The sequence below is a fragment of the Pseudomonas abietaniphila genome (assembly GCF_039697315.1).
GTDB classification, from domain to species: domain Bacteria; phylum Pseudomonadota; class Gammaproteobacteria; order Pseudomonadales; family Pseudomonadaceae; genus Aquipseudomonas; species Aquipseudomonas abietaniphila_B.
Genome location: NZ_CP155619.1, coordinates 1,500,809 through 1,524,290, shown reverse-complemented (window position 1 = coordinate 1,524,290; position 23,482 = coordinate 1,500,809). Strand labels below are relative to the sequence as shown.

Sequence of the window (23,482 nt, the reverse complement as noted above, 5' to 3'; positions counted from 1 at the left end):
AGACCAAGGTCGCTCCCACAGGAGATCTCCGGTGGCCTTCGGCATTGGATCAGTTCGCGATCGCCACCAGACTCAACAACTGCCCATCCCGCACACTGAACTGCGCCTCCAGCACCTTGCCGCTGTGCCATTCCTCTGACAGGTCGATCTTCAAACGCAGCCGTGCATGGCCGGTTTCCGACCACTCCAGCACCTCGGCGTCTTCGAAATAGAACCGTTTGAGCACGACGGGGTACAGCGCCTTGAACAGCGCCTCTTTCAGCGAGAAGGTCAGGGTGACCCGCAGCGCAACCTCATGCTCAGGCCCGTCTGCCATGCGTTGCATTTCATCGGCCGTGAGGATTTCACCCGCCAGCCGTGAAGCGCGTTCGCTGCTCATCACCTGTTCCACATCCATGCCCAGCCCGCGCCAATGCTGCTTGCTGGCCACGACGGCGGCGGCCCAGCCGGTGCTGTGGGTGATCGAGCCGCACAGGTCTTGCGGCCAGACCGGCGCACGGTCGTCGCCGATCAGCGGCACATGCAGCCGGCCGTCGAGCAGGCGCATCGCCTCACGAGCACACAGACGACCGGCCAGAAACTCCGTCTGACGTTTGGCAACCGAGCGCTGAATGCTCGCGGGCGGTTCGATCAGGCACCGCTGGAAATCGCCATCGGCAAGTTTCTGCGGATCGAACGGGCTGCTGACCAGCACCACACGGTCCAGCGCCTTGGGCAGTGGCCAGTGCGCAGTGAGGACGGGGCAGCAGGGCGGGAGGTCGCTAGAATGAGTCATGGGCGGCATTTTGCCGGGGGAACGGGGTGATCATCAACGACCGCGTGCACCGCATTCGTCCGAACGCGACCCGCACCCCGCCGGCTCCCACCGGCTCGATGCCTGCCTCAGATTTCCGGAACACCGCCAATACCTGTGGGAGACATCCGAGGTTACGAGGGCCGCGAATGCAGTGTGTCAGCCAAAATTGATGCTGCAGACCCACCGCATTCGTCCGAACGCGGCCCGCACCAAGCCGGCTCCCACCGGTCAGAGGTCGGTACACAGATTTATGCATCAACTCGGTCCCTGTGGGAGACGTCCGAGGTTACGAGGGCAGCGAATGCGGTGGATCAAGAAACATCTGGGTTGAATGACACACCGCATTCATCCAAACGCGACCCGCACCAAGCCACGCTCCTATAAAGGACTTTAGCCATTACATCGTCGAGTTCTTCGCAAACTGCTCTTTCAGAAACGCTTTCATGTCAGCCCACGAGCTCATGTCGGCCGCCTGGTTGTAGCCAATGTCCGGCCCGCCATGGTCGCCGTGGCTCAGTTTGTCGGCGTCCGGGTTGGTGAAGCCGTGTTTGGCGCCGTCGATGCCGACGAACTTGTAGTCAGCCTTGGCGGCGTCCATTTCTTTCTTGAAGTCGGCGACGTTCTGGGCGGTCACCATGGTGTCGCCATTGCCGTGCTCGATCAGCATCGGCGTTTTGGTCACCCCTTCCTTGGCCGGGGTCTTGGTGGTCAGCGCGCCGTGGAAACTCACGACGGCATCCAGCGGTTCGCCCCGTCGTGCGGCATCCAGTACCACGCCGCCGCCAAAGCAGTAGCCGATGGCAGCCAGTTTCTGTGGATTGGTCTCGGGCTGCTTTTTCAACTGCTCAAGCCCGGCATCGAAACGCTTCTTCGAGGCGCCCGCGTCGGCCGTTGCGGCCTGCATGAACGCCATGGCGTCTTTCGGGTGCTCGGTGTTCTTGCCTTCGCCGTACATGTCGATGGCCATGGCGCTGTAACCCAAAGCGGCCAGATCGCGGGCGCGGCGCTTGGCATAGTCGTTCAAGCCCCACCACTCGTGAACCACCACAATGCCGGGTCTCGGGCCCTTGATCGCGTCGTCGTAGGCGTAATAGCCGACCAGCTTGGTGCCGTCGGCGCTCTGGTAATCGATGGTGCGGGTTTTTACCTCGGCCTGAGCCAGGCTCGCAAGGCAGATGAGGGTGAACGCTATCAGCAGCCGCATGGTGTTCTCCTTCTGTTGAGGGGCGCGTCTGGCATTCAGCCTAGACGATGGTGCCGTTCAGGTTCCGACTCGCCCATTGCCCGGATGTTCAGCGCCGGTTCAGACCGCGTTCAGGAGGGGTTCAGCGCTGGCTGCGTATTCTCGGTTCCGTACCTGACAAGGCGCCTGGCGCCGGAGGACCTGCACATGCTGAATTTCAACAAGTTTTTCCTGGCCCTGGCGTTTCTGGGCGGCAGCGCTGCTGCGCAGGCGGCGGATGGCAATGTCGACGTGTCGCGCACCGACGTCGCCAGAAGCCATAAAAAACTGACAGGAATAATGATGGCAAGCACGGCTAAACTGTCCGACGCGGCGCCAGCGATGAGCGCGGCATATGCTTCACCGTCGACGAGCCTGACTGAAAGCCCCGACAGCTATTTGCCCGTTTACCACCGGTTGTAAGTCGTCAGCGTCCAAGGATCACCCATCGAGAGTTATGCCTGTGCCTGGGAGAGCGTCATGAAACTGCTGGTTGTCGAAGATGAAGCCCTGTTGCGTCATCACTTGCAGACCCGCCTGACCGAAAGCGGTCATGTGGTCGAAGCGGTGGGCAATGCCGAGGAGGCGTTGTATCAAGCCGGCCAGTTCAATCACGATCTGGCGGTCATTGATCTGGGCTTGCCAGGCATGGGTGGTCTGGACTTGATTCGTCAGCTGCGGGCGCAGAACAAGGCGTTCCCGATTCTGATCCTGACCGCCCGTGGCAACTGGCAGGACAAGGTCGAAGGCCTGGCCGCCGGTGCCGACGATTACGTGGTCAAGCCGTTTCAGTTCGAAGAGCTCGAAGCGCGCATGAACGCCTTGCTGCGTCGTTCCAGCGGTTTCACCCAGTCGACGATCGTGGCCGGTCCTCTGTTACTGGACCTCAACCGCAAGCAGGCGTCGCTGGATGAACAGCCGCTGGCGTTGACGGCCTATGAGTACCGGATTCTGGAATACCTGATGCGTCACCATCAGCAAGTGGTGCCCAAAGAGCGCTTGATGGAACAGTTGTACCCGGATGACGACGAGCGCGATCCGAACGTGATCGAGGTGCTGGTCGGCCGCTTGCGCCGCAAGCTGGAAGGTCCGGACGGCTTCAAGCCGATCGATACCGTGCGCGGTCTGGGGTACCTGTTCACTGAGCGCTGTCGATGATTCGTTCGCTTCGCGTACGGTTGATGCTGGCCGCCGCCACCCTGGCGGTCATTTTCATGTTGTTGATGCTGCCTGCCTTGCAAAGCGCCTTCAGTCTGGCGCTTGAAAGCTCCATCGAAAAACGTCTGGCCTCGGACGTGACCACGCTGATTTCCGCCGCGCGGGTCGAAGACGACCGGCTGCTGATGCCGACGCTGCTCCCCGGCGAACAATTCAGCCTCCCTGACAGCCGTTTGCTCGGCTACATCTATAACCGCGCCGGCAAGCTGGTGTGGCGTTCTCGGGCGACCGAGGACGAAGCCATCGATTACCAGCCTCGTTATGACGGCCGTGGTACTGAATTCGCCAAGATTCGCCAACCCAACGGCGAAGAGTTTTTCGTGTACGACGTGGAGATCAAGCTCCTTGGCGGGCGCAACGCGGCGTACAGCATCGTGGCCTTGCAGCCGGTGCGTGAGTACCAGGAAACCATTTCAGGTTTGCGCGAGAAGCTTTATCTGGGCTTCGGCGGCGCGTTGCTGGTGCTGTTGATTCTGCTGTGGGTCGGCCTGACCTGGGGTTTGCGTGCGCTCAAGGGCATGAGTCAGGAGCTGGACCAGGTGGAAGCCGGGTCCCGGGAAGGGCTTAGTGAGGAACACCCCAGCGAACTGCTGCGCCTGACCGGCTCGCTCAACCGGCTGTTGCGCAGCGAGCGTGAACAGCGCATTCGGTATCGCGATTCGCTGGGCGACCTGGCGCACAGCCTGAAAACCCCGCTGGCGGTGTTGCAGGGCGTCAGCGAGACGATCGCCAAACGCCCCGAAGACCTGGAGCAGGCGCGTATTCTGCAATCGCAGATCGAACGCATGAGTCAGCAAATCGGCTATCAATTGCAGCGGGCGAGCCTGCGCAAGAGCGGTCTGGTGCGGCATCACGTGGCGTTGAAGCCGGTGGTGGAGAGCCTGTGCAACACGCTGGAAAAGGTCTACCGCGACAAACAGGTGAACGTCGTGCTCGATCTACCGGACGATTGTCAGGTGCAGATGGAAGAGGGCGCCTTGCTGGAAATGCTCGGCAACTTGCTGGAAAACGCCTACCGCCTGTGCCTGAGTGAAGTGCGTGTCCGCTGGCAGCCGTCGATCATGGGCGACGAATTGTGCATCGAAGACGACGGCCCCGGCGTGCCGCACGACCAACGCGCGCGGATTCTGGAGCGCGGCGAGCGGCTGGATCAAAAGAATCCGGGGCAGGGCATCGGGCTGGCGGTGGTCAAGGACATCATCGAAAGCTACGGCGCGCAGCTGACCTTGGGCGATTCGGAACTGGGCGGCGCGGCGTTCAGGATTCAGTTTGCGATTTGAGGGTGTCTTGAAGCGCCCGTCCACCGGCCCTGTAGGAGCGCGTCGCATTACACCTCCTGCGCCCTATACGCCCCCGGCGTCAGCCCCGTCCACTTCTTGAACGCCCGATGAAACGCCGACGGCTCTGAAAACCCCAGCTGCTCGGCAATCTCCTGCAACGACAGGTTCGCCTGCCCCAGGTGATAAATCGCCATGTCCCGCCGCAGTTCATCCTTCAGCCCCTGAAAACTCGTGCCCTCGTCGCGCAAATGACGGCGCAGGGTTTGTGGGCTGACGTGCAGATGGTCGGCGACGGTTTCCAGGTCAGGCCATTGGTTGCAATCGCGACTGAGCAGCCGACGCAACTGGCTGCTCAGGCTGTCGCCGTCATCCGGGCGGGCCAGCAGGTCAGCGGGGGAGCGTTCGAGGAAGCGCTTGAGCGTGCGTTCGTCCTGCAATAGCGGCAGGTGCAGATAACGCGAGTGAAACGTCAGCGCGGTCTGTGGAGCCTCGAACTGCATCGGGCAATCGAACAGCAAATCGTACTCGGCGCTGTGGGCAGGTTTGGCGTAAGCGAACGTCGCCTGCTCCAGACGAATGCGCTGACCGATCAGCCAACTGGCGAGGCGGTGCCAGATCACCAGCAGCGACTCGCTCAGAAAATGCATCGGGTCGCGCAGGCTTGAGTCGTCCAGGCACAGGCGCACCCACTCGCCATCACGTTCCAGGCTCAGCCGTGGCGAGCCGGGAAACAGCCCGTAAAACAGGAAGCCTCGCTGCAGGGCCTTCTCCAGCGTGCGGCAGTGGATCAGCGCGTGGCACATCATGGCGAAGGTCCCGCGCTTGCTCGGCGCCAGCCCGAACCCCATGTACTCATCGTCCAGCGCCCGCCACACCATTTGAATCAACTGCGCGAACTGCTCTGGCGCGATACGGGCCTTGGGCTCGTTCAACAGCTCCGGCTGCAGGCCGACCTGCGCCAGAATCGGCTGGCAGTCGAGGCCATAACGCGCCGCGCCGTGCAGGACGGCGCGCGCGAAATGGCTGGCGATGGTTCGATGGCGCATGGAGGGCTCGTTGGGTGCTTCGATGCGGTTGCGTAGACGAATGGTAGGCAGTGGCCGGACGCAGCGGCAAGGCGGATACCCGCCAATGGAAGGGATTATTTGTCGAGATTGGGCGGAAATCCGCCATCGAGACTGCGGTTTTTTAGCTAGTGTTAACTGAGCGGTCCATGCCGTTCGGGGCTTGCAGGGGGATTTCAATAAATGGCACGGCGCTTGCGATAGAAGACGCAGAGGTCTGCTCCGCGCAGCTCGACAAAAACAAATCCCTCCGAGCAGGAGGGTTCGCACTTTAGGCGTCGTGGCATCAGGAATGATGTAACCGATGCTCTTGAGGAAACTGCAATGACGACTCGTCAGCCAATCTACAAATCCCTGTATGCCCAGGTGATCGTTGCAATCATCATCGGTATCGCACTCGGTCACTGGTATCCCGACACTGCCGTAACGCTCAAACCCTTGGGTGACGGGTTCATCAAACTGATCAAAATGGTCATCGCCCCCATCATCTTCTGCACCGTGGTCAGCGGCATCGCTGGCATGCAGAGCATGAAATCCGTGGGCAAGACTGGCGGTTACGCGCTGCTCTACTTCGAAATCGTTTCGACCATCTCGCTGATCATCGGTTTGATCGTTGTTAACGTGGTTCAGCCGGGCGCCGGCATGAACATCGACGTATCGACCCTGGACGCCTCCAAGGTCGCTGCCTACGTCACCGCCGGTAAAGACCAGAGCGTGATCGGTTTCATCCTGAACGTGATCCCGAACACCATCGTCGGCGCGTTCGCCAACGGCGACATCCTGCAAGTGCTGATGTTCTCGGTGATCTTCGGTTTCGCCCTGCATCGCCTGGGTGCCTACGGCAAGCCGATCCTGGATTTCATCGATCGCTTCGCCCACGTGATGTTCAACATCATCAACATGATCATGAAACTGGCGCCGCTGGGTGCGCTGGGTGCCATGGCCTTCACCATCGGTGCTTACGGCGTGAGCTCGCTGGTGCAACTGGGTCAGTTGATGCTGTGCTTCTACATCACCTGCCTGCTGTTCGTGCTGCTGGTACTGGGCAGCATCGCCCGCGCGCACGGTTTCAGCATCCTGAAACTGATCAAGTACATCCGCGAAGAGCTGCTGATCGTGCTGGGTACCTCGTCGTCTGAATCGGCGCTGCCACGCATGCTGATCAAGATGGAGCGCCTGGGCGCGAAGAAATCCGTCGTGGGTCTGGTGATCCCGACCGGTTACTCGTTCAACCTGGACGGCACCTCGATCTACCTGACCATGGCGGCGGTGTTCATCGCTCAGGCGACCAACACCCACATGGACATTACCCACCAGATCACCCTGCTGCTGGTGCTGCTGCTGTCCTCCAAAGGCGCTGCGGGCGTGACCGGTTCGGGCTTCATCGTGCTGGCGGCCACCCTGTCGGCCGTAGGTCACCTGCCGGTGGCCGGTCTGGCGCTGATCCTGGGTATCGACCGCTTCATGTCGGAAGCCCGCGCGCTGACCAACCTGGTCGGTAACGCCGTGGCGACGCTGGTTGTCGCCAAGTGGGTGAAAGAGCTGGACGTTCCGCAAATGCAGGCCGAGCTGGCGTCTGGCGGTCGTGCCATTGAAGAAACCCGTTATGAAGATGATCTGGGCGTGGCCGAAGGCCCTGCACCGGTGGGTCGTTCATAATCGATTAGCTTCAGGCTGATGTGAAAAGCCCGCCCAAGGGAAACCTTGGGCGGGCTTTTTGTTGGCAGGAATCTCTGGCGCCTGAGCCGACGTCTCGCGGGCAAGCGGGCGCCTACAGATGCCCGCAATCCCATGCAGGCGCGCGCTTGCCCGCGATTATCCTCATCGGCGTCAAAGCGGATGGCGTGTTGTGTCATTGCCGCATCCCGCGCCACTGCCTACTCTGATCCCAGTCGCCGTTCATCAGGGAAGCCGCCGCATGCAAGGTCCGCTGTCTTCGCTCAAAGTCCTCGATTTCTCCACGCTGTTGCCTGGCCCGTTCGCTTCCCTGTTGCTTGCGGACATGGGCGCCGAGGTGTTGCGCATTGAATCAACGACCCGACTGGATCTCCTTCGCGTGCTCCCTCCCCATGACCGAGGCGTCTCAGCCAGCCACGCCTACCTCAACCGCAACAAGCGCAGTCTGGCGCTGGACCTCAAGCAGCCTCAGGCGATTGAGGTGGTCAAAAGGCTGGTCGCGGAATACGACATCGTGCTGGAGCAGTTCCGTCCCGGCGTGATGGACCGTCTGGGGATCGGTTATGAAGCGCTGAAGGCGATCAATCCAAGGCTTATCTACGTGGCGATCACCGGCTACGGGCAGACAGGTCCGTACCGCGAGCGCGCCGGGCATGACATCAATTACCTGGCGCTGGCGGGGCTGGCCAGTCACACCGGGCGCAAGGACAGCGGGCCGTTGCCATTGGGTGTGCAGGTTGCCGACGTGGCGGGCGGTTCGCTGCATGGCGTGATCGGTCTGCTGGCGGCCGTGGTGGCGCGCAATCAGACCGGGCTGGGTCAGTACGTCGATGTCAGCATGACCGATTGCGCGTTCAGCCTGAATGCCTTGTCGGGGGCAGGCTGGCTGGCCGCAGGCGTCGAGCCGCAACCCGAAGGCCAGATGCTCAACGGCGGCAGCTTTTATGACTACTACCGCAGTCGCGACGGACGCTGGTTCTCGGTGGGTAGCCTTGAACCGGCGTTCATGCAGGCGCTGTGCGAGGCACTGGATCGGCCTGAATTGGCCAAGCAGGGGCTGTCCCTGGCATCGGTGGACCAGATGGCCTTGAAGCAGGAACTGATCATCGAGTTCGAACGCCGCAGCTTTGAGGAACTTGAAGCCTGTTTCGCGAAGATAGACGCCTGTGTCGAGCCGTTGTTGAACTTTTCGGAAGCCGTCGAGCATCCGCAACTACGGGCCCGGGCGGTGGTGACCCAAGTGCCAAGAGGCGACGGCAGCGCGCAGCCGCAGATGGCCTGCCCACTGAAATTCTCAGATGGCTTGCCGCCACCCCGGCATATCGGTGTCGCGGCGGGCGCCCACAGTGAACAGGTGTTGCGGGAGGCGGGCTTCAGTGCAGATCAAATTGCAGCGTTGCGGGAGTCGGGAGCGGTGGGGTGACGTTTACTCCACCCGCGTCTCACCACTGAACACCAAAATCTCCCGGCAGCGACGGCACAGATACCGCCGTCCCTTGCGCACCAGCTTGTGCCGCTGCACGGAGAACGGGAAATCGCTTTCCGGGCAGGGGCAGCGGTAGATGTAGCGGGTCACGCGGCGGCGCTGGATTTCATAATTGTGGCAGCGGTTGGGCGGCAGCTCGTACACGCCGCGCATGATCAGTTGCCACTCTTCGCCATGGGGGGCAATGGTGTCACCGAACAATTGGTGGGCGACCAGGTGCGCAACCTCATGAGCCACGGTCTGGCGCAGGAAGTCTTCGCTGTTTTCGCGGTACAGCTGCGGATTGAAGCGCAGCATGTTTTCGTGCAGATGCGCGACACCGGCCTTCTGGCCTCGCAATTTGAGGCTGACGACAGGGCGTTTGAAAGGGCGTTTGAAAAAGGCTTCGGCTTGTTGGTAACAGGATTCGACACGGGTATTGAGTGGTTCGAGCATGCTTCATCGGTCTCCAGATGAAGCCAGTATGCCGTAAAGCGCGTCCTTGTCGAAAACATGAGCTGCCGAATGGTCTTAAATCTGCCGCTCCTACATTAGATTCGCATTCATTTACAGGCATCAATTCGTATATTCAGGCCCGACCCCAATGCCCCACAGCACCACGGTAAAGGCCATGATCGCCACCAGCACCACCAGGCCCACCGCCAGCACCGAGCTGGAGAACATGAACCCTTCGTCCGGGTGGATGTTCATGAACACCGGCAGCCCGACGTACAGCAGGTAAACCGTGTAGCAGACGGCTGCGAGGCCCACCATCATGCCCAGCCACATGTGCGGGTAAAGCGCCGCCAGGCCGCCGATGAACAAAGGCGTTGCGGTGTAGGTGGCAAACGCCACACAACGCGCCAGGCTCGGGCTTGCGTCGTACGTGCGTGCCATCCAGTGAATGAACCCGCCCATGACACCGACCCCGGCGAGCATGGCGATGTAGGACATGAGGGTCATCCAGATCGCGCTTTCGCTGGTCAGCATGACCGGCGCGCGGCTGCCGATGACCCAACCCACCTGGGTCGTGCCGATGTAGGCGGACACTGCAGGTATCGCCGCCAGAATCAACGTGTGGGTGAGGTACATGTGGCTGATGCTTTCTTCTTCTTCGCCACGTATCTGTTGCCATTCTTGATCGGGGTGCGTGAACAGCCCCAAAACGTGATGGATCATGCCCGTTACTCCTGATGAAGTGCCGTCGCACCTGACCGGCCAGATGCCGTCAGGGCAAGGTCACAATCTCTACAGGGGAACGGCTGCGACCTTAATGGCAGTATAGAAAGCTGGAAGCCACGAAAACCGTGGCCTTTAGAGTAATTGGGACTATCCCGAGGCTGTTAATAGCCGATGGTGATCAGCAGAAGAATATGGGCGGATGAACGGTATTCTTCAGGCGCTTCGACCTGTGGGAACTGCTGGAGGTTACGACAGTGGCGAATGGGGCGTTTCAGTCATATCGCTTTCGCCACCGTCGTAACCTCCGGCAGCGCCCACAGGGTTGTGTGGCACCCACGCAGGCATTACCAGCCGCCCCGTTTATGCGTAAAATGCCGACCCTTTCCAGAGTCACAGCGAGCGGATATCAGCGCCATGGGCACCCTTTCAGTCAACCAGAACAAACTGCAGAAGCGTCTGCGTCGGCTAGCAGGCGAAGCGGTGGCCGATTTCAACATGATTGAAGAGGGTGACAAGGTCATGGTCTGCCTGTCCGGCGGCAAGGACAGCTACACCATGCTCGATGTGCTGATCCATCTGCAAAAGGTCGCCCCGATCAAGTTCGACATCGTCGCCGTGAACATGGACCAGAAACAGCCGGGCTTCCCCGAGCACGTCCTGCCGGCGTACCTGAAAGAGCTAGGCGTCGAGTATCACATCGTCGAGAAAGACACCTACTCGGTGGTCAAGGAGCTGATTCCGGAAGGCAAGACCACCTGCTCGCTGTGTTCGCGGCTGCGTCGAGGCACGCTGTACACCTTCGCCGACGAAATCGGCGCGACCAAGATGGCCCTCGGTCACCACCGTGACGACATCGTCGAGACGTTCTTCCTGAACATGTTCTTCAACGGGACGATCAAAGCGATGCCGCCGAAGCTGCGCGCCGATGACGGCCGCAACGTGGTGATTCGTCCATTGGCCTACTGCGCCGAGAAGGACATCCAGGCGTATTCGGACATGAAGCAGTTCCCGATCATCCCGTGCAACCTCTGCGGCTCGCAGGAAAACCTGCAGCGCCAGGTGGTCAAGGACATGCTCCAGGAATGGGACCGCAAGACCCCGGGCCGTTCCGAAATGATCTTTCGCAGCCTGCAGAACGTCGTGCCGTCGCAACTGGCGGACCGCAACCTGTTCGACTTCACCAGCCTGAAGATCGACGAGACTGCGGCGTCGCGGTTTGTGAATGTAGTGAATCTCTAAGCGCCTTGGGTCACACGCAATTTTGCATGCGACCCAGGCCAAGCGCGCTCCTACAAGGGATCTGCGTAAGAAAGAATGATGCGCTAGTCCTCTGGACGTGCTTTACAACCCCACATCCGGCAACACCGGCTTGTTCGCCAGCGCGGTTTTCATCAGTTTCTCGACGTATTCACGGTCGCTGTCCGGCAGCGCCAGGCGCGGTGGGCGGGTGAGGGCGCTGCCGCGTTCCATGATCGCTTCGCACAGCTTGATGCACTGCACCAGGTCCGGACGCGCATCGAGGTGCAGCAGCGGCATGAACCACTCGTAAAGCGCCATCGCCTCAGCGAAACGTCCTGCCTTGGCCAGACGGAACAGGGTTTCACCCTCTTTCGGGAAGGCGTTGGACATGCCCGACACCCAGCCCACCGCGCCCACGGCCACGCTTTCCACCAGCACGTCGTCGAGTCCGGCGAACAGCACGAAACGGTCGCCGACTTCGTTGCGCACGTCGATGAAGCGGTTGGTGTTGCCCGACGAATCCTTGAAGCAGACGATGTTGTCGCAGTCGGCCAGGGAAATCAGGATGTCCGGGGTGACGTCGTTCTTATAAATCGGTGGGTTGTTGTAGACCATCATCGGCAGGTCGGTGGCCGCCGCCACGGTGCGGAAGTGCGCGGCGGTCTCGAAGGGTTTGGACGAATAGACCAGTGCCGGCATCAGCATGATCCCGTCGGCGCCTGCTTTCTGGACGTCCTTGGCGACAGCGCTGGCGTTGGCGCTGGTGAATTCGGCGATCCCGGAAATCACCGGCACGCGCCCGGCCGAGGCATCTTTAGCAACCTCAACCAAGCTGATTTTCTCGGCCACGCTCAACGAGGTGTTCTCACCGACGGTACCGCAGATCACCAGACCCGATACGCCGTCGCGCACCAGATTGGAAATGACCTTGTGCGTCGCCTCCAGATTCAGGGAGAAATCATCGTTGAATTGGGTGGTAACTGCGGGGAAAACACCGCTCCAGGATACGGACTGGCTCATGAGTGACTCCTTTTTCGGATTAAGGTATTTCGTATACGTTTTTGTTTGGGCGTATCAGGCCCGGTTTGAAAATCTGTTTCTGCATGCCTCAAATTCTTAGTGACGCCTATCTGTTTCTGGGCGCAGCCCGTAGGAGCCGGCTTGCTGGCGAAGGCAGAGTGTCAGTCGATGCCAATACGACCGGTCAAATGCATTCGCCAGCAAGCCGGCTCCCACGGCCTTCGGCCCGAATCACCTCGTGTTCATAGCTTCAACCCAACCGGCCAGGTATCTGTCAGCTTGTACCCCTCCGGCCACGGATCGCTCGGGTCCAGCATGTGTTGGTGCGTGCCGGTGATCCACGCCCGGCCCGACAGGCTTGGCACAATCGCTTTACGCCCGGCAATCTCGGTCTCGCTCTGAATCTTGCAGTGGAACTCCGAGCCGATGATCGAGCGCCCGATGAACCGGTCACCCACCTTCAACTGACCCTTGGCATGCAACACCGCCAGACGCGCCGAGCAGCCGGTGCCGCAAGGTGAGCGGTCGATCTTGCCGGGACGAATGACCACGGCGTTGGCGGCATTCGCGACGCCGCCGTCATAGTTGATGGGCGCTGCGATCTGGCAGAACGAAATGTGGTTCCAGTCTTTGTTCAGCGGGTGGGTGAACCCCAGTTGCTCGTTAGCCGCTTTAGTGATCTTGAGGCCGGTCTCCACCAGGTCCTTGGCTTCATCAGCGGTCAGCGAGAAGCCAAGCTTCACCGAGTCGACGATGGCAAAACTGTCGCCGCCGTACGCCGTGTCGACTTGAATCGAACCCAACCCCGGCACCTCGATCCACACGTCCAGTTGATCGGCAAACGAAGGATGGTTGTGCACTTCGACGCTTTGCACCTTGCCGTCACGGCACTGGGCGATGGCTTCGATCAGGCCGCCCGGCGCTTCGAGGACCAGGCGGGTTTCCGGTTCGGTCATCGGCAGGATCCCGCTGTCCAGCAACACGGTGGCCACGCACAGGGAGTTGGAGCCGGACATCGGCGGCACGTCGGCGGGCTCCATGATGATCCAGCCCATCTGCGCCTTCGGGTTCTTCGGCGGGACCAGCAGGTTGACGTGGCGGAACACGCCGCCCCGTGGCTCATTGAGCATGAAGTTGCGCAGCACGTTGTCCTTCTCGATCCAGCGTGACTGCTCCCAGATCGTATCGCCCGGCGGCGGCGCGACACCGCCGACGATCACATCGCCGACTTCACCCTCGGCGTGACAACTGACCACGTGAATCACTTTCGATGAGCGCATGCGTTAAAGCCCTCCTGTTGAACTCGATTGATCTGACGAAACAGCCTGGCCCCTGTGGGAGCGAATTCATTCGCGAAAAATGGCAGAGGCGACGTATCTGTGTCGGCTGTACCGGCCTCTCGCGAATGAATTCGCTCCCACAGTTTCAATCTCCACACGCCTGGACATCCCAGCCGGGCCTCAGATCCTTTAATTGATCGACCGCAAGAAGTCAGCCGTCTCCGGCCGCTGCGGGTTGCCGATGACTTGATCGGGCGTACCGATCTCATGCACCAGGCCATTGCGGAAAAACGCCACGCGGTCCGACACATCACGGGCGAAACGAATCTCGTGGGTCACCAGAATCATGGTCATGCCGTCTTCGGCAAGCATGCGCATGGTGTCCAGTACCTCGCCCACCAGCTGCGGGTCGAGTGCTGAAGTCGCTTCGTCAAACAGCATGTAATCCGGCGACATCGCCAGGGCGCGGGCAATCGCCATGCGCTGTTGCTGACCGCCCGACAGCTTGCCGGGAAACACCTTGAGCTTGTCGCCCAGGCCCACGTGGGTCAGTTGCTTGACCGCCAGCGCCTCGGCTTCGGCCTTGCTTTTGCCCAGAACGGTGCGCGGCGCGAGCATCACGTTTTCAAGCACCGTCAGGTGTGGAAAGGCGTTCCACTGCTGAAAGACGATGCCGATCCGCTGCCTCAGCTTGTTGATGTCCGTGCTTTTGGCGTGCACCTCGGTGCCGTCCACGCGGATGCTGCCGCTCTTGATCGACTCAAGACCGTTGATGCACATCAGCAGCGTGGACTTGCCCGAGCCCGAGCCGCCGATGATCGACACCACTTCGCCTTTCTGCACTTGCAGGCTCACGCCCTTGATCACTTCAAGCTCGCCAAATGATTTGTGTACGTTGTCGATCTCAATCATTTTCCTGCCACCTCGTTTCCAGGCGCGCACCCAGACGGGCGATCACCAGACTCATGACGTAGTAAATGAGGCCTGCGATGCACAGCACCAGCAGCGGTTCTTGAATACGCGTGACGATGGTCTGCGAGGCGCGCAGCAGTTCGACGATGCCGATCCACATCACCAGCGCGGTGTCCTTCATCACGGAGAGCAACAGGTTGACCCAGCCCGGGAACGCGACGCGGGTCGCCATCGGCATGACGATCTGACGCAGGTCCTGCCAGTAGGTCAGGCCGAGCGAACGGCTGGCGCGGCGCAAGGTGAGCGGCACCGACAACACGCCGCTGCGAACGATTTCCGTGCAGTACGCGGTGACGTACAGCCCAAGCACCACGCACGCCACGGCGAAGGCGCTCCAGTTCAGGCCGACGATGCTTTTCAGGGCGTTGAACAGCACGAACTGGATCAGCAACGGCACGCTGCGAAACACGTCCAGCAACCACGCCAGCGGGATGGTGCTGCGCGGCAACAGGGCCCGCGCCATGCCGCAGACCACGCCGGCCAGCGTGCCGATGATCATCGAGATGATCGTGAGCAGGATCGTGACCCACGCGCCCTGCAGCATGAATTGCATGTCGCTCCAGCTGAAACTGCTATTGAACATGGTCAATTCCTCAGTACCGGAACAGCCGCCAGGACAACAGTCGGGCGACGGCCACGATCAGCTTGGCGATCAGGTAATAAAGCACGGCTGCGATGGCGAAGAACTCGAAGGTCCGGAACGTCTTGACGTTGTAGTCCTGAGTGACGCCAGTGAGGTCGTTATTGAGGCCGACGATCACGCCCATTGAGGTCATCAACACGGCCCAGACCATCTGGTTGGTCAGCGGGTAGAACACGATGCGCAGCAGTTGCGGGATCACAATCAGCCGATAGGCCTGTGGTGCGCTCATGCCCAGAGAGCGCGCTGCACGCAACTGGGTGTCCGGCACAGCCTTGAGCCCGCCACGAAAGTTTTCCGCCAGATAGCCCGCGTTGTTGATGGTGATGCCTGCGAGCAGGGCAGCCCATGAACTGATATGCAGCCCGAACGAGCCCAGGCCGAAGTACAGGATGTACACCTGAAACAGCGAAGGGGTGTTACGGGCGATGGAGATCCAGGTGGCGGCAAAACCGCGAAACAGCCGGTTCTTGCCCTGGCGCATGAACACCAGAAACAGGGCGATGGTGACCCCGAGGATCATCGACAGGGCCGCGGTTTCGAAGGTGACCATCGCGCCGTTGAGCATGTCCGGCAAGGCTTTGAACGCGGCCCGCCAGTGAAAGTTGTAATCAAACATGCGTCAGCGCCTCCGCCTTTTCGGCGGCCTGCAGCCAGACCGGCAAACGTCCGCTGGCAAGGCCGGTGCAAGCGCTTTCGACACATTCGGCCAAACTGGCGAAGTGCACTCGACGGCCCACCAGGCCGGGTGCGTAGTGCGCGTACTTGCCGGAATTGGTCATCAGGTTGCGCGCGGTGGGCGGAATCACCGGCTCGCCGAGCATGCACCAGCAGGTGTCGGTGACGAACTGCACGCCGAAGTTTTCCAGCGTCGTCACGTACCCGGCCTGCTGCGCCCGTTCCAGCGTGGCGCGGCCGCAGGTGACCACGATCGCCACGCTATCGAGCTTGCGCAGGCCGTGGCACAGACGGGCGAGGGTGGCGCATTCGCTGTACGAAAAATGCGGGTTGCCCAGTGTGACGGCATCGACTTCCGGGCTCTGTGCGCTGTTCAGTTCGCGCCAACTGCTCAGCAAATCGACAGCGCTGACGTTCAGCGTTCTGGCGGGCGCGTGTCCGCCCAACGCGAGTTCAACGGTGGTGGCTTCCGGCGTGACGCCGGCAATGTGGAACATCGGGGCGGCGGAGGTGGTCGCGAACGCCGCGCCGAAGGCTTTCAGGTCGTCGAGCGTGGGCGCCTTGTGTTCCAGCCCGCAGACCACAGGAATGTCAGCACCGCAGAGCAGGCCGACGTGATAGCCCAGCAGTGGGTAGAAACTGTCATCCAGAGTGCCCAGCTCGGGGATGTCGATGCGCAGCGTCGCCAGGCGTTGTTGCGTCAGGTGACAGCCGATTTTCGGCGCACGGCCGGTCAGGGCGATGCAGATGTCGAGGTAGTCGGGGTATTTCAGGGTGCGCGCGCCGATCACACTGTTGGCGTAGACCACCGCGTTGGATTCGGCCCAGACGATCTGTTCGCCCAATTCCGGTGCGCTGTCCAGCAGGTAGGGCGCGCAGGTAAAACTGACGCGCGCGCCCATGTCCAGGTAGGCATCGCCCAGCTGACTGGCGGGTTCGCCCAGCGCCGGGTCGACGCCCAGTTCGCGCCAGCGGCGTTTGTCTACGGAGATGGAGTTGAGGGTGGTGGGCACACGCACCTTGGCGTCCCAGTCAACCAGTTGGCGGGCAAACCGAAGGCTCGCCGGGCCGGTATAAATGCAGCCGTCGATATGCGCCTGGGTAATGTCCAGCAGCTCGGTCGCGCCTTGCAGTTCGGCCATGCGCAGGATGATGCCCATTGCCACTTGTCCAGCCTTGCCGTAGGCGCCGTCGAGAAAGCCCTGATCCAGTTCGGTCAGTGTGATGTGGGTGCTGACACGGTGGGCAGCGCGGGGAGATCGAGCGGCAGGCAGCGCAGGCGGCGGGCTGTCGAAACAGGTGACCTGGGCGTCCTCCACCCGCACGAATTTCACCTCGCGCAGCGCCGCAAAACCGGCTTCACCGAGACTGATGACCGGAATCGAATGCCCGAACATCTGTTCGGCGATCAGCACGCCGAGGGTCAGGATGTCTTCGACCCGTTCGAACACCAGGGCAGCGGGTGCATGGCCATTGAGGATCAGTTCCAGCAACACGCTGCTGCCGGTGCACGATCCGCGCCCGCTCGGGATCGCCAGCACGCGGCCGGTGATGATCTGGCCGCTGAGAGGGTGGTGACGGTCGATCACCTCACCGGTAAACGGCTCGACCCCGCCCCAGAAACTCAAGGCCACGTCGGCATACAGCAACTCGCCCTGAGCGCTGCCAGGGACCAGGCTACGGCCGTTTAACGAAACTTCAGACATCGTGGGCTCCTTGATTGGGGTGGGGCCACTCGCGTTATTGCGGCCAATGAAGATCCTGTGGGAGCGAATTCATTCGCGAAAAATCTTTCAGGCGACGGTCATGTGTCGAATGTACGGGCATATCGCGAATGAATTCGCTCCCACAGGTTGTTGATCGTTCCCACGCTCTGCGTGGTAACGATCAAAACTGACGCACCTCAATCGCGGGACAAGCCACGCTCCTACAGGTTAAATGCCAATCCCGCCACTCAGCGCAACCCGAACCTCAGTAATAAACCCCCGGCACGGTCAGGTTCGCAGGCTTGATTTCATCACCGACCCACTTCTTCCACAGCTCGTCGTAACGGCCGGTGCGCACTTGTTGGTTGACGAACAGGTTCAGGTAATGGATCAGGCCGTATTCATTACGTTTGGCCGCCAGCGACACGTAGTCGATGACGTACGGTGCGTTACCCGCGACTTTCAGGCCTTTGTATTTGCCCGACTTGAGGGTTGCGGCGGCCACGGTGTTGGTGACCACGGTTGCATCGATATGGCCCTGTGCGACGGCGAGGATGGTGTCGTTCTGGGTCTGGTAAGCGCGGAAGGTGCCGCTGCCCCAGGCTTTCTGGTCTTTTTCCAGCGCGATGGCTTCATAGGTGCCGCTGGTGTTACCCACGTTCTTGCCTTTGAGGTCCTCGTACTTGGTGATGCCGGTGTTGTCGCGGGTCAGCACTACCATCTGGAAGGCGAAGTACGGAATGGTCATCGCCACGGTCTTGGCACGTTCCAGCGTGTCGGAGGTGGAGGCGACGATCACGTCGGCGCGCCCGGACACCAGTGCAGGGATGCGGTCAGGGAAGGGGGTTTCGACCACTTCAGCCGTGACGCCCAGCACCTTCGCCAGATCGTTGCAGTAATCGACGTCAAATCCGACCGGGTTGTTCTTCTCGTCCCGTGAACCCATCGGCGGGAAATCGAGGGTCACGGCGCAACGCAGCTTGCCGGAGTCGATGATGTCATCGAGCTTGTCGGCGAAGGCGGCATTGATAAAGGAGGAGCTCATTACAGCGAGGAGGGCTACGGCAACAGCATGCTTTTTCATAGAAGCCTCGGTGGATGCAAGTAATGGAACGGCCGGATAAGTAATTTCGTATACGATATTTTATATGCACGGTGCGTGCCCGTTTTGCCACTATGGCTGAAGGGCTTTGGATCGGCGGCTTGCGGGAGTTGCCCGCGTGTGCGGGACGACGACGGTGTTACATAAAGGAGCAAAACCGGGGGCGGTGCTTCATTGATGCACGTTCAACCCTTATAACGGACTGCGCGAAGTTCAACCTTGCGATTCCCGGTATTCACTCGGCGAGACGCCGGTCAATGCCTTGAACTGCCGACTGAACGCGCTGTGATCAGTGTAGCCGCAGCGAAGGGCGACCTCGGTGATCGACAGGTCTTCACGCAGCAACCGCGAAGCTTCGCCCAGCCGAGCCTTGTGAATCATCTGTCTCGGCGTGAGCTGAAAGATGCGTTTGCAGTGACGTTCCAGTTGCGCAATCGACAATCCAGCAAGGGAGGTCAGTTCCTGGAGGGTGATGGGGCGCGCGAAGTGCTCGCGGATGTGGGCGTCGACCTCGGCCAGCTTCTGATACGCCGGGTGCGATTGCAGCACTTGCAGGTCGCGGGAAATGCCGGCCAGGCCAATGATGGTGCCATGGGCATCGCGCAGGGCGATCTTGTGGGTCAGGCACCAGATGGGCTGGTTGCCGTAATACAGGTGCAGTTCGAGCTGATCGCTGAGCTGTCGGCCATCGGCCAGTACCCGTCGATCCTGCGCGGTGTACAACGGCCCGAAGCGCGCCGGAAAGACGTCTTCCGCCGTGCGCCCGACGACCTGGCTTTTCTCTTTGAGGCCGCAGCGCTGCACCAGCGTCTGGTTGACCAGCGCATACCGCGCCTGCGCGTCCTTGACGAAAAACACCACTCCCGGGATTGCATCGAACAGCGGCGCGACCGTTTCCAGGCTGGTCAACAGCTGATCGAGGTTACGCAGAGGAGAGGCGGGGAGCAGGTCAATCATGTTCACAGCGGGTCGGCCAGAGCGGAGGACGAGGTCGATAATGCGGCATGCGTTCCGATATTGGGAGCGCTAGAGACTCACTGTAGGCGCCAGCCCGCAACAAACCGCTACTACAGACGAAGAGGCAGCCGCAAATCCGAAGCCCAGCACTGCAACTGTGGGAGCTGCCGGAGGTTACGACGGTGGCGAATGCGGCGGGTCGGGTGACACCTTCGCCACTGCCCCACGTATTCGTCCGAACGCGGCCCGCACCAAGCCGGCTCCTACAAGGGTTATATCGCTGTGCCCGCATCATCCAGACCCGCCAACGTCGCGATGCGCGCCGGACTGAAGGGCGGGCGCAGGTGGGGTGGTTCCCAGCCGAACAGGGTTTGCGCGGCGGTGGCGCAGATACGGCCCTGGCACGCGCCCATGCCGCAGCGGGTGTTGAGTTTGGCGGTGTTCCAGCCGCTGTGGTCGGCGAGTTCGGCGTAGGGCACGTCTTCGCAGCGACAGATCAGCGTGTCGGCCTTCGCCAGTTTTTTCAGCGCAGGATTTAGGGCGAACGCCTGATTTAACCGGTCGGCAAACCGCTGCCAACGCTGGCGCTCCGGCCACAGTGCCCGCGCTTCGTCCTGTTTGCCGACGGCCACCAGCCCGGCGATCCTGCCTTCGACCTGCGCCAGTTCGCTGCCGCCAAACCCGGTGCATTCTCCGGCCGCGTAATGATCGGTAAGGCCAGTGGCTTGCCACTCGTTCACCGCGATCGCGCGATTGCGCACCTCGCAACCCAGTGCGCTGCCCATCTCGGTGTTTGGCACCAGACTGAAACCACACGCGAGCCGGTCGCAGGCGATGTCTTCAATGCGCGAGCCTGTCTGGACGCGGACCGCTTCCAGCCGATCCGAGCCCAAGGCTTCAATCACGTGCGCTGACAGTCGATAGGCGCCGCTGGCCAGCGTCAGGGCTTGAAGGGCTTTGCTCGGCCATCGCCATAACCCCATCGCAAAGCCGCTGACCGCACGGCGTCCCGCCTGCTCGGCGATGCGCACGACCTTGGCACCGTTCTTCTTTGCGGTCGCAGCCGAAGCCAGCAACAAGGGCCCGCTGCCCGCGATCACGATGCGTTCACCCGACACTGGCAAGCCGCCCTTGATCAGCGCCTGCAACCCACCGGCGCCGGTGACACCGGGCAAGGTCCAGCCAGGAAAGGGCAGCAACAGCTCGCGAGCGCCCGTGCACAGAATCAGCTTGTCGTATGCCAGCACCCAGCCCCGTTCGGCGTCTTCCAGCAGCAGCCGTTTGGGGCCGGCAAGTGCGACCACCTTGGTGCCGCTGTGCAGATGAATATTGCTGTAGTGCTGCAGCTGCGCGCGCACATCGGTCGCCAGGGTCGGCAGTTGCGCATTCGGGCCGTCACGCCAGATCTGTCCGCCAGGCAGCGGGTTGTCGTCGAGCAGGACGATGCTGATGCCGCTCGGTGCCGCCGCTAAAGCGGCCGCCATACCGGCAGGGCCTGCACCGATGATCAACAGGTCCACAGGTCGGTTCATGGCTGGGTCTCTACGTGCATGCCGTCGCGGCAAAGGGTCTGGCATGCAAGACGGCGCAGGCCGTCGATGGTCACCCGGCATTCCTGGCAGATGCCCATGCCACACAACGGCGCCCGGCGCTGGCCGTTGACCGACGTGCGACTGCAATGGTCGCCGCTGGCCATCAAGGCCGCCGCGACGGTGGTGCCTGGGGCAACGCGCAACGGCTGACCGTCGATGCTCAACTCAAGCATGGGCATGGGCTCCGATAAAACGCTGTGGCAGGAACGCGTCGAGGTCGAGCGGCGCAGGTGTGCGCAGCAGTTGCGCGGCCAACAGTTTCGCGGTGCCGGTGGCGGTGGTGACGCCCAGACCTTCATGCCCCACGGCCAGCCACAAACCCGGTTGCTCGGGGTGCTCGCCAATCAGCGGTTGGCCGTCAGGGCTCGCCGAGCGAAACCCGGTCCAGCTGCGAATGCCGTTCAGTTGGCCGAGATCAGGCAGAAAATCCATGGCCCGGCGCAACATGCGACCGAGCATCGCGGCGTCGATGGCCGGGTCTTCATTGTCGAACTGCCGGGACGAGCCGATGAACAACTGACCGGTCGGGCGTTGTTGCACGTTGAACGCCACGGAAGGGCCGTTGCCCTTGTGCGCGCTGGTGACATAACCCAGTTCGACCAACGTGTGGGTGATCTGGATCGGGTAGCGGTCGGTGATCAGCAGATGGCCTTTCTTGGCTTGCAGCGGCAAGTCCGGGCACAAGTCGCGGGCATGGATGCCATTGGCAAGGACCACGGCGCTGGCCTGCAACCACTGACCATCGGCCAGCTTCACGCGGTTGCCCTGGACCTCCACCACCTCGGCGTGCTGCTGATGCACGCGCTCGGGCTGACGCTGCAACAGCCAGCGCGCGGCATTGGGCGCATACAGAATCCCGTCGCCGGTCACTCTCAAGGCGCCCAGCAAGCCGGAACGCAGCGAAGGCTCGGCCTCTGCCAGTGCGGCGCCTGACATCAATTCGCACGCCAGACCGAACTCACTCAGCGCGGCCTGCTTGCGTTCGGCCTCGGCCATTTCTTCTTCGTTGCAGGCCAGCCACAGCGTGCCGTTGTTGCGCATGGCGCAGTTCTCGGGCATCTGCGGCGCCAGTTCGCGCCACAGTCGCACCGAGTACTCGCCCAGCGCCAACTCGGCGGGGCTGTGGTCCAGCACCACGAGATGGCCCATGCCGGCGGCGGTGGCAGCCGGTCGCTGGCAATCGAGCACGCACACGTGCAGGCCCTGGCTGGCCAGTTCATCGGCACAGGCAGCACCAATGATGCCGCCGCCGATGATGATCACATCGGCGGCCTGGCCTTGAATGCTGGCGCCCTGAATCAAGGACGAATGCCCCAGGCGAACGGGTCTTCCTCGTCCAGCAACAAGGTCGCTTCGGCACTGATGTAGGCGCGACCGCGGATGGTCGGCACGATGCGGTCACCCATCTGGCGTTCGCCGTGCTGCCATTCGAAGCTGCCCTCGAACTGGCTGCCGATCACGCTGGCTTGCTGCCAGATCGCGCCCGGTTCCAGTTTGCCGTCCGCCGCCAGACACGCCAGTTTGGCGCTGGTGCCTGTGCCGCACGGCGAGCGGTCGTAGGCTTTGCCGGGGCACAGGACGAAGTTGCGGCTGTCGGCCACGTCATCGTCGGCAAACAATTCGATATGGTCGATCAGGCCGCCGTCTTCGCCACGGATGCCCTGGCTGTCCAGCGCCTGACGGACTTTCCAGGTGTAGTCGGTGAGTGCGTCGAGGTTGTCGCCGGTGACGCTCAACCCGTGATCGGCAATCAGGAAGAACCAGTTGCCGCCCCAGGCGATGTCGCCGGTGACGTTACCGATCCCCGGGACATCGACGATGAAGTTTTTGCGACAGCGATACGACGGCACGTTGTTGACGCTGACCGAGCGATCTTCATGCAGGGTGGCTTGCACCGTCCCGACCGGGGTTTCGATGCGGTGAACGCCGGGGCCGATCTTGCCCAGGTGCGCCAGCGACACCACCAGCCCGATGGTGCCGTGACCGCACATGCCCAGATAGCCCGTGTTGTTGAAGAAGATCACCCCGGCGCAGGCTTCAGGGTCCACCGGCGTGCACAGCAGCGCGCCGACCAGCACATCGCTGCCGCGGGGTTCCAGCACCGTGGCCGCACGCCAGTCATCGAATTCATTCGCCAGCAGCTGGCGACGTTCCGCCATGCTGCCGTTGCCAAGATCAGGAAAACCGTCGAGCACCAGACGCGTGGGTTCGCCGCCGGTGTGGGAGTCGAGGATCTGGATGCGCTTCATGGTTCACCCTGCGTGCTGAGGAAATGGCCCCGGTTGCCTGGCAGATCGTGTACCTGTGGGAGTCAGCTTGCTGACGAATGCAGTGGATCAGGAACATCAATGTTGAATGACACACCGCATTCGTCAGCAAGCTGACTCCCACA

The 23,482-nt window shown here is 61.6% G+C and carries 23 protein-coding genes; 6 read left to right on the top strand and 17 right to left on the bottom strand.

Features of this window, described 5'->3' with window-relative positions:
* Window positions 1–49: 49 nt before the first annotated feature.
* Entirely contained in the window at window positions 50–775 is a 726-nt protein-coding gene (locus ABDX87_RS06760; RefSeq protein WP_346832176.1) for a 4'-phosphopantetheinyl transferase family protein, read from the bottom strand.
* 418 nt (window positions 776–1,193) lie between these two features.
* The gene (locus ABDX87_RS06755) at window positions 1,194–2,000 is read right to left on the bottom strand and encodes a dienelactone hydrolase family protein (protein WP_346832175.1); all 807 of its coding nucleotides are present in this window, start codon (window positions 1,998–2,000) and stop codon (window positions 1,194–1,196) included.
* 186 nt (window positions 2,001–2,186) lie between these two features.
* On the opposite strand from ABDX87_RS06755, the gene ABDX87_RS06750 reads away from it, so the two are divergent.
* The 3 genes from ABDX87_RS06750 to ABDX87_RS06740 are packed head-to-tail and all read left to right on the top strand — an operon-like array spanning window position 2,187 to window position 4,516.
* The gene (locus tag ABDX87_RS06750) at window positions 2,187–2,441 is read left to right on the top strand and encodes a hypothetical protein (protein ID WP_346833720.1); all 255 of its coding nucleotides are present in this window, start codon (window positions 2,187–2,189) and stop codon (window positions 2,439–2,441) included.
* 57 nt (window positions 2,442–2,498) lie between these two features.
* Window positions 2,499–3,176 (top strand): response regulator transcription factor, encoded by a 678-nt coding sequence (locus ABDX87_RS06745; protein ID WP_074753009.1) that lies wholly within the window; start codon window positions 2,499–2,501, stop codon window positions 3,174–3,176.
* Window positions 3,173–4,516, top strand: a complete 1,344-nt coding sequence (locus tag ABDX87_RS06740; protein ID WP_346832174.1) for an ATP-binding protein — start codon at window positions 3,173–3,175, stop codon at window positions 4,514–4,516. The genes ABDX87_RS06745 and ABDX87_RS06740 overlap by 4 nt, the downstream gene beginning before the upstream one ends.
* A gap of 47 nt (window positions 4,517–4,563) precedes the next feature.
* Here ABDX87_RS06740 and ABDX87_RS06735 read toward each other — a convergent pair whose 3' ends face one another.
* The gene (locus ABDX87_RS06735; protein ID WP_346832173.1) at window positions 4,564–5,562 is read right to left on the bottom strand and encodes an AraC family transcriptional regulator; all 999 of its coding nucleotides are present in this window, start codon (window positions 5,560–5,562) and stop codon (window positions 4,564–4,566) included.
* Between the two features lie 342 nt (window positions 5,563–5,904).
* Here ABDX87_RS06735 and ABDX87_RS06730 point away from each other — a divergent pair, with 342 nt between their 5' ends.
* Both ABDX87_RS06730 and ABDX87_RS06725 read left to right on the top strand, forming a co-directional pair.
* On the top strand, window positions 5,905–7,239 hold the full coding sequence (locus ABDX87_RS06730) for a dicarboxylate/amino acid:cation symporter (protein ID WP_346832172.1): 1,335 nt from the start codon (window positions 5,905–5,907) through the stop codon (window positions 7,237–7,239).
* Between the two features lie 259 nt (window positions 7,240–7,498).
* Window positions 7,499–8,680 carry a CaiB/BaiF CoA transferase family protein gene (locus ABDX87_RS06725; protein ID WP_346832171.1) on the top strand — a complete coding sequence of 394 codons (1,182 nt, stop codon included), beginning with the start codon at window positions 7,499–7,501 and terminating at the stop codon, window positions 8,678–8,680.
* A 3-nt stretch (window positions 8,681–8,683) separates the two neighbouring features.
* On the opposite strand, the gene ABDX87_RS06720 is transcribed toward ABDX87_RS06725, so the two are convergent.
* Together ABDX87_RS06720 and ABDX87_RS06715 are read right to left on the bottom strand one after the other, a co-directional pair.
* Window positions 8,684–9,178, bottom strand: coding sequence for a SprT family zinc-dependent metalloprotease (locus ABDX87_RS06720; protein WP_346832170.1), 495 nt, complete (start codon window positions 9,176–9,178; stop codon window positions 8,684–8,686).
* A 120-nt stretch (window positions 9,179–9,298) separates the two neighbouring features.
* Window positions 9,299–9,901: a Yip1 family protein gene (locus ABDX87_RS06715; RefSeq protein ID WP_346832169.1), complete on the bottom strand. Its 603-nt coding sequence runs from the start codon at window positions 9,899–9,901 to the stop codon at window positions 9,299–9,301.
* 417 nt (window positions 9,902–10,318) lie between these two features.
* Here ABDX87_RS06715 and ttcA point away from each other — a divergent pair, with 417 nt between their 5' ends.
* Window positions 10,319–11,143, top strand: a complete 825-nt coding sequence (gene ttcA, locus ABDX87_RS06710) for a tRNA 2-thiocytidine(32) synthetase TtcA (RefSeq protein WP_346832168.1) — start codon at window positions 10,319–10,321, stop codon at window positions 11,141–11,143.
* A gap of 102 nt (window positions 11,144–11,245) precedes the next feature.
* Here the strand turns inward: ttcA and ABDX87_RS06705 are convergent, their stop codons facing one another.
* The 12 genes from ABDX87_RS06705 to ABDX87_RS06650 all read right to left on the bottom strand — a co-directional run bounded on the left by ABDX87_RS06705 (window position 11,246) and on the right by ABDX87_RS06650 (window position 23,339).
* The gene (locus ABDX87_RS06705; RefSeq protein WP_062380006.1) at window positions 11,246–12,163 is read right to left on the bottom strand and encodes a dihydrodipicolinate synthase family protein; all 918 of its coding nucleotides are present in this window, start codon (window positions 12,161–12,163) and stop codon (window positions 11,246–11,248) included.
* A gap of 242 nt (window positions 12,164–12,405) precedes the next feature.
* On the bottom strand, window positions 12,406–13,443 hold the full coding sequence (locus tag ABDX87_RS06700; RefSeq protein ID WP_346832167.1) for a trans-3-hydroxy-L-proline dehydratase: 1,038 nt from the start codon (window positions 13,441–13,443) through the stop codon (window positions 12,406–12,408).
* 189 nt (window positions 13,444–13,632) lie between these two features.
* The gene (locus tag ABDX87_RS06695) at window positions 13,633–14,355 is read right to left on the bottom strand and encodes an amino acid ABC transporter ATP-binding protein (RefSeq protein ID WP_074752999.1); all 723 of its coding nucleotides are present in this window, start codon (window positions 14,353–14,355) and stop codon (window positions 13,633–13,635) included.
* On the bottom strand, window positions 14,348–14,998 hold the full coding sequence (locus tag ABDX87_RS06690) for an amino acid ABC transporter permease (RefSeq protein ID WP_346832166.1): 651 nt from the start codon (window positions 14,996–14,998) through the stop codon (window positions 14,348–14,350). The genes ABDX87_RS06695 and ABDX87_RS06690 overlap by 8 nt, the downstream gene beginning before the upstream one ends.
* A gap of 10 nt (window positions 14,999–15,008) precedes the next feature.
* Window positions 15,009–15,674, bottom strand: coding sequence for an amino acid ABC transporter permease (locus ABDX87_RS06685; RefSeq protein ID WP_346832165.1), 666 nt, complete (start codon window positions 15,672–15,674; stop codon window positions 15,009–15,011).
* A complete protein-coding gene (locus ABDX87_RS06680) occupies window positions 15,667–17,439 on the bottom strand; it encodes an aconitase X (protein WP_346832164.1) in 1,773 nt (590 codons plus the stop codon). Before ABDX87_RS06680 ends, ABDX87_RS06685 begins: the two co-directional genes overlap by 8 nt.
* A 265-nt stretch (window positions 17,440–17,704) precedes the next feature.
* Window positions 17,705–18,523 (bottom strand): transporter substrate-binding domain-containing protein, encoded by an 819-nt coding sequence (locus ABDX87_RS06675; protein WP_431061212.1) that lies wholly within the window; start codon window positions 18,521–18,523, stop codon window positions 17,705–17,707.
* A 231-nt stretch (window positions 18,524–18,754) separates the two neighbouring features.
* Window positions 18,755–19,498: an AraC family transcriptional regulator gene (locus ABDX87_RS06670; RefSeq protein ID WP_346832163.1), complete on the bottom strand. Its 744-nt coding sequence runs from the start codon at window positions 19,496–19,498 to the stop codon at window positions 18,755–18,757.
* Between the two features lie 272 nt (window positions 19,499–19,770).
* Window positions 19,771–21,030, bottom strand: a complete 1,260-nt coding sequence (locus ABDX87_RS06665) for an FAD/NAD(P)-binding oxidoreductase (RefSeq protein ID WP_346832162.1) — start codon at window positions 21,028–21,030, stop codon at window positions 19,771–19,773.
* The gene (locus tag ABDX87_RS06660; protein WP_346832161.1) at window positions 21,027–21,263 is read right to left on the bottom strand and encodes a (2Fe-2S)-binding protein; all 237 of its coding nucleotides are present in this window, start codon (window positions 21,261–21,263) and stop codon (window positions 21,027–21,029) included. The genes ABDX87_RS06665 and ABDX87_RS06660 overlap by 4 nt, the downstream gene beginning before the upstream one ends.
* A complete protein-coding gene (locus tag ABDX87_RS06655; protein ID WP_431061211.1) occupies window positions 21,256–22,392 on the bottom strand; it encodes an NAD(P)/FAD-dependent oxidoreductase in 1,137 nt (378 codons plus the stop codon). The genes ABDX87_RS06660 and ABDX87_RS06655 overlap by 8 nt, the downstream gene beginning before the upstream one ends.
* Window positions 22,389–23,339, bottom strand: a complete 951-nt coding sequence (locus ABDX87_RS06650; protein WP_346832160.1) for a 4-hydroxyproline epimerase — start codon at window positions 23,337–23,339, stop codon at window positions 22,389–22,391. The genes ABDX87_RS06655 and ABDX87_RS06650 overlap by 4 nt, the downstream gene beginning before the upstream one ends.
* Window positions 23,340–23,482: the final 143 nt, after the last annotated feature.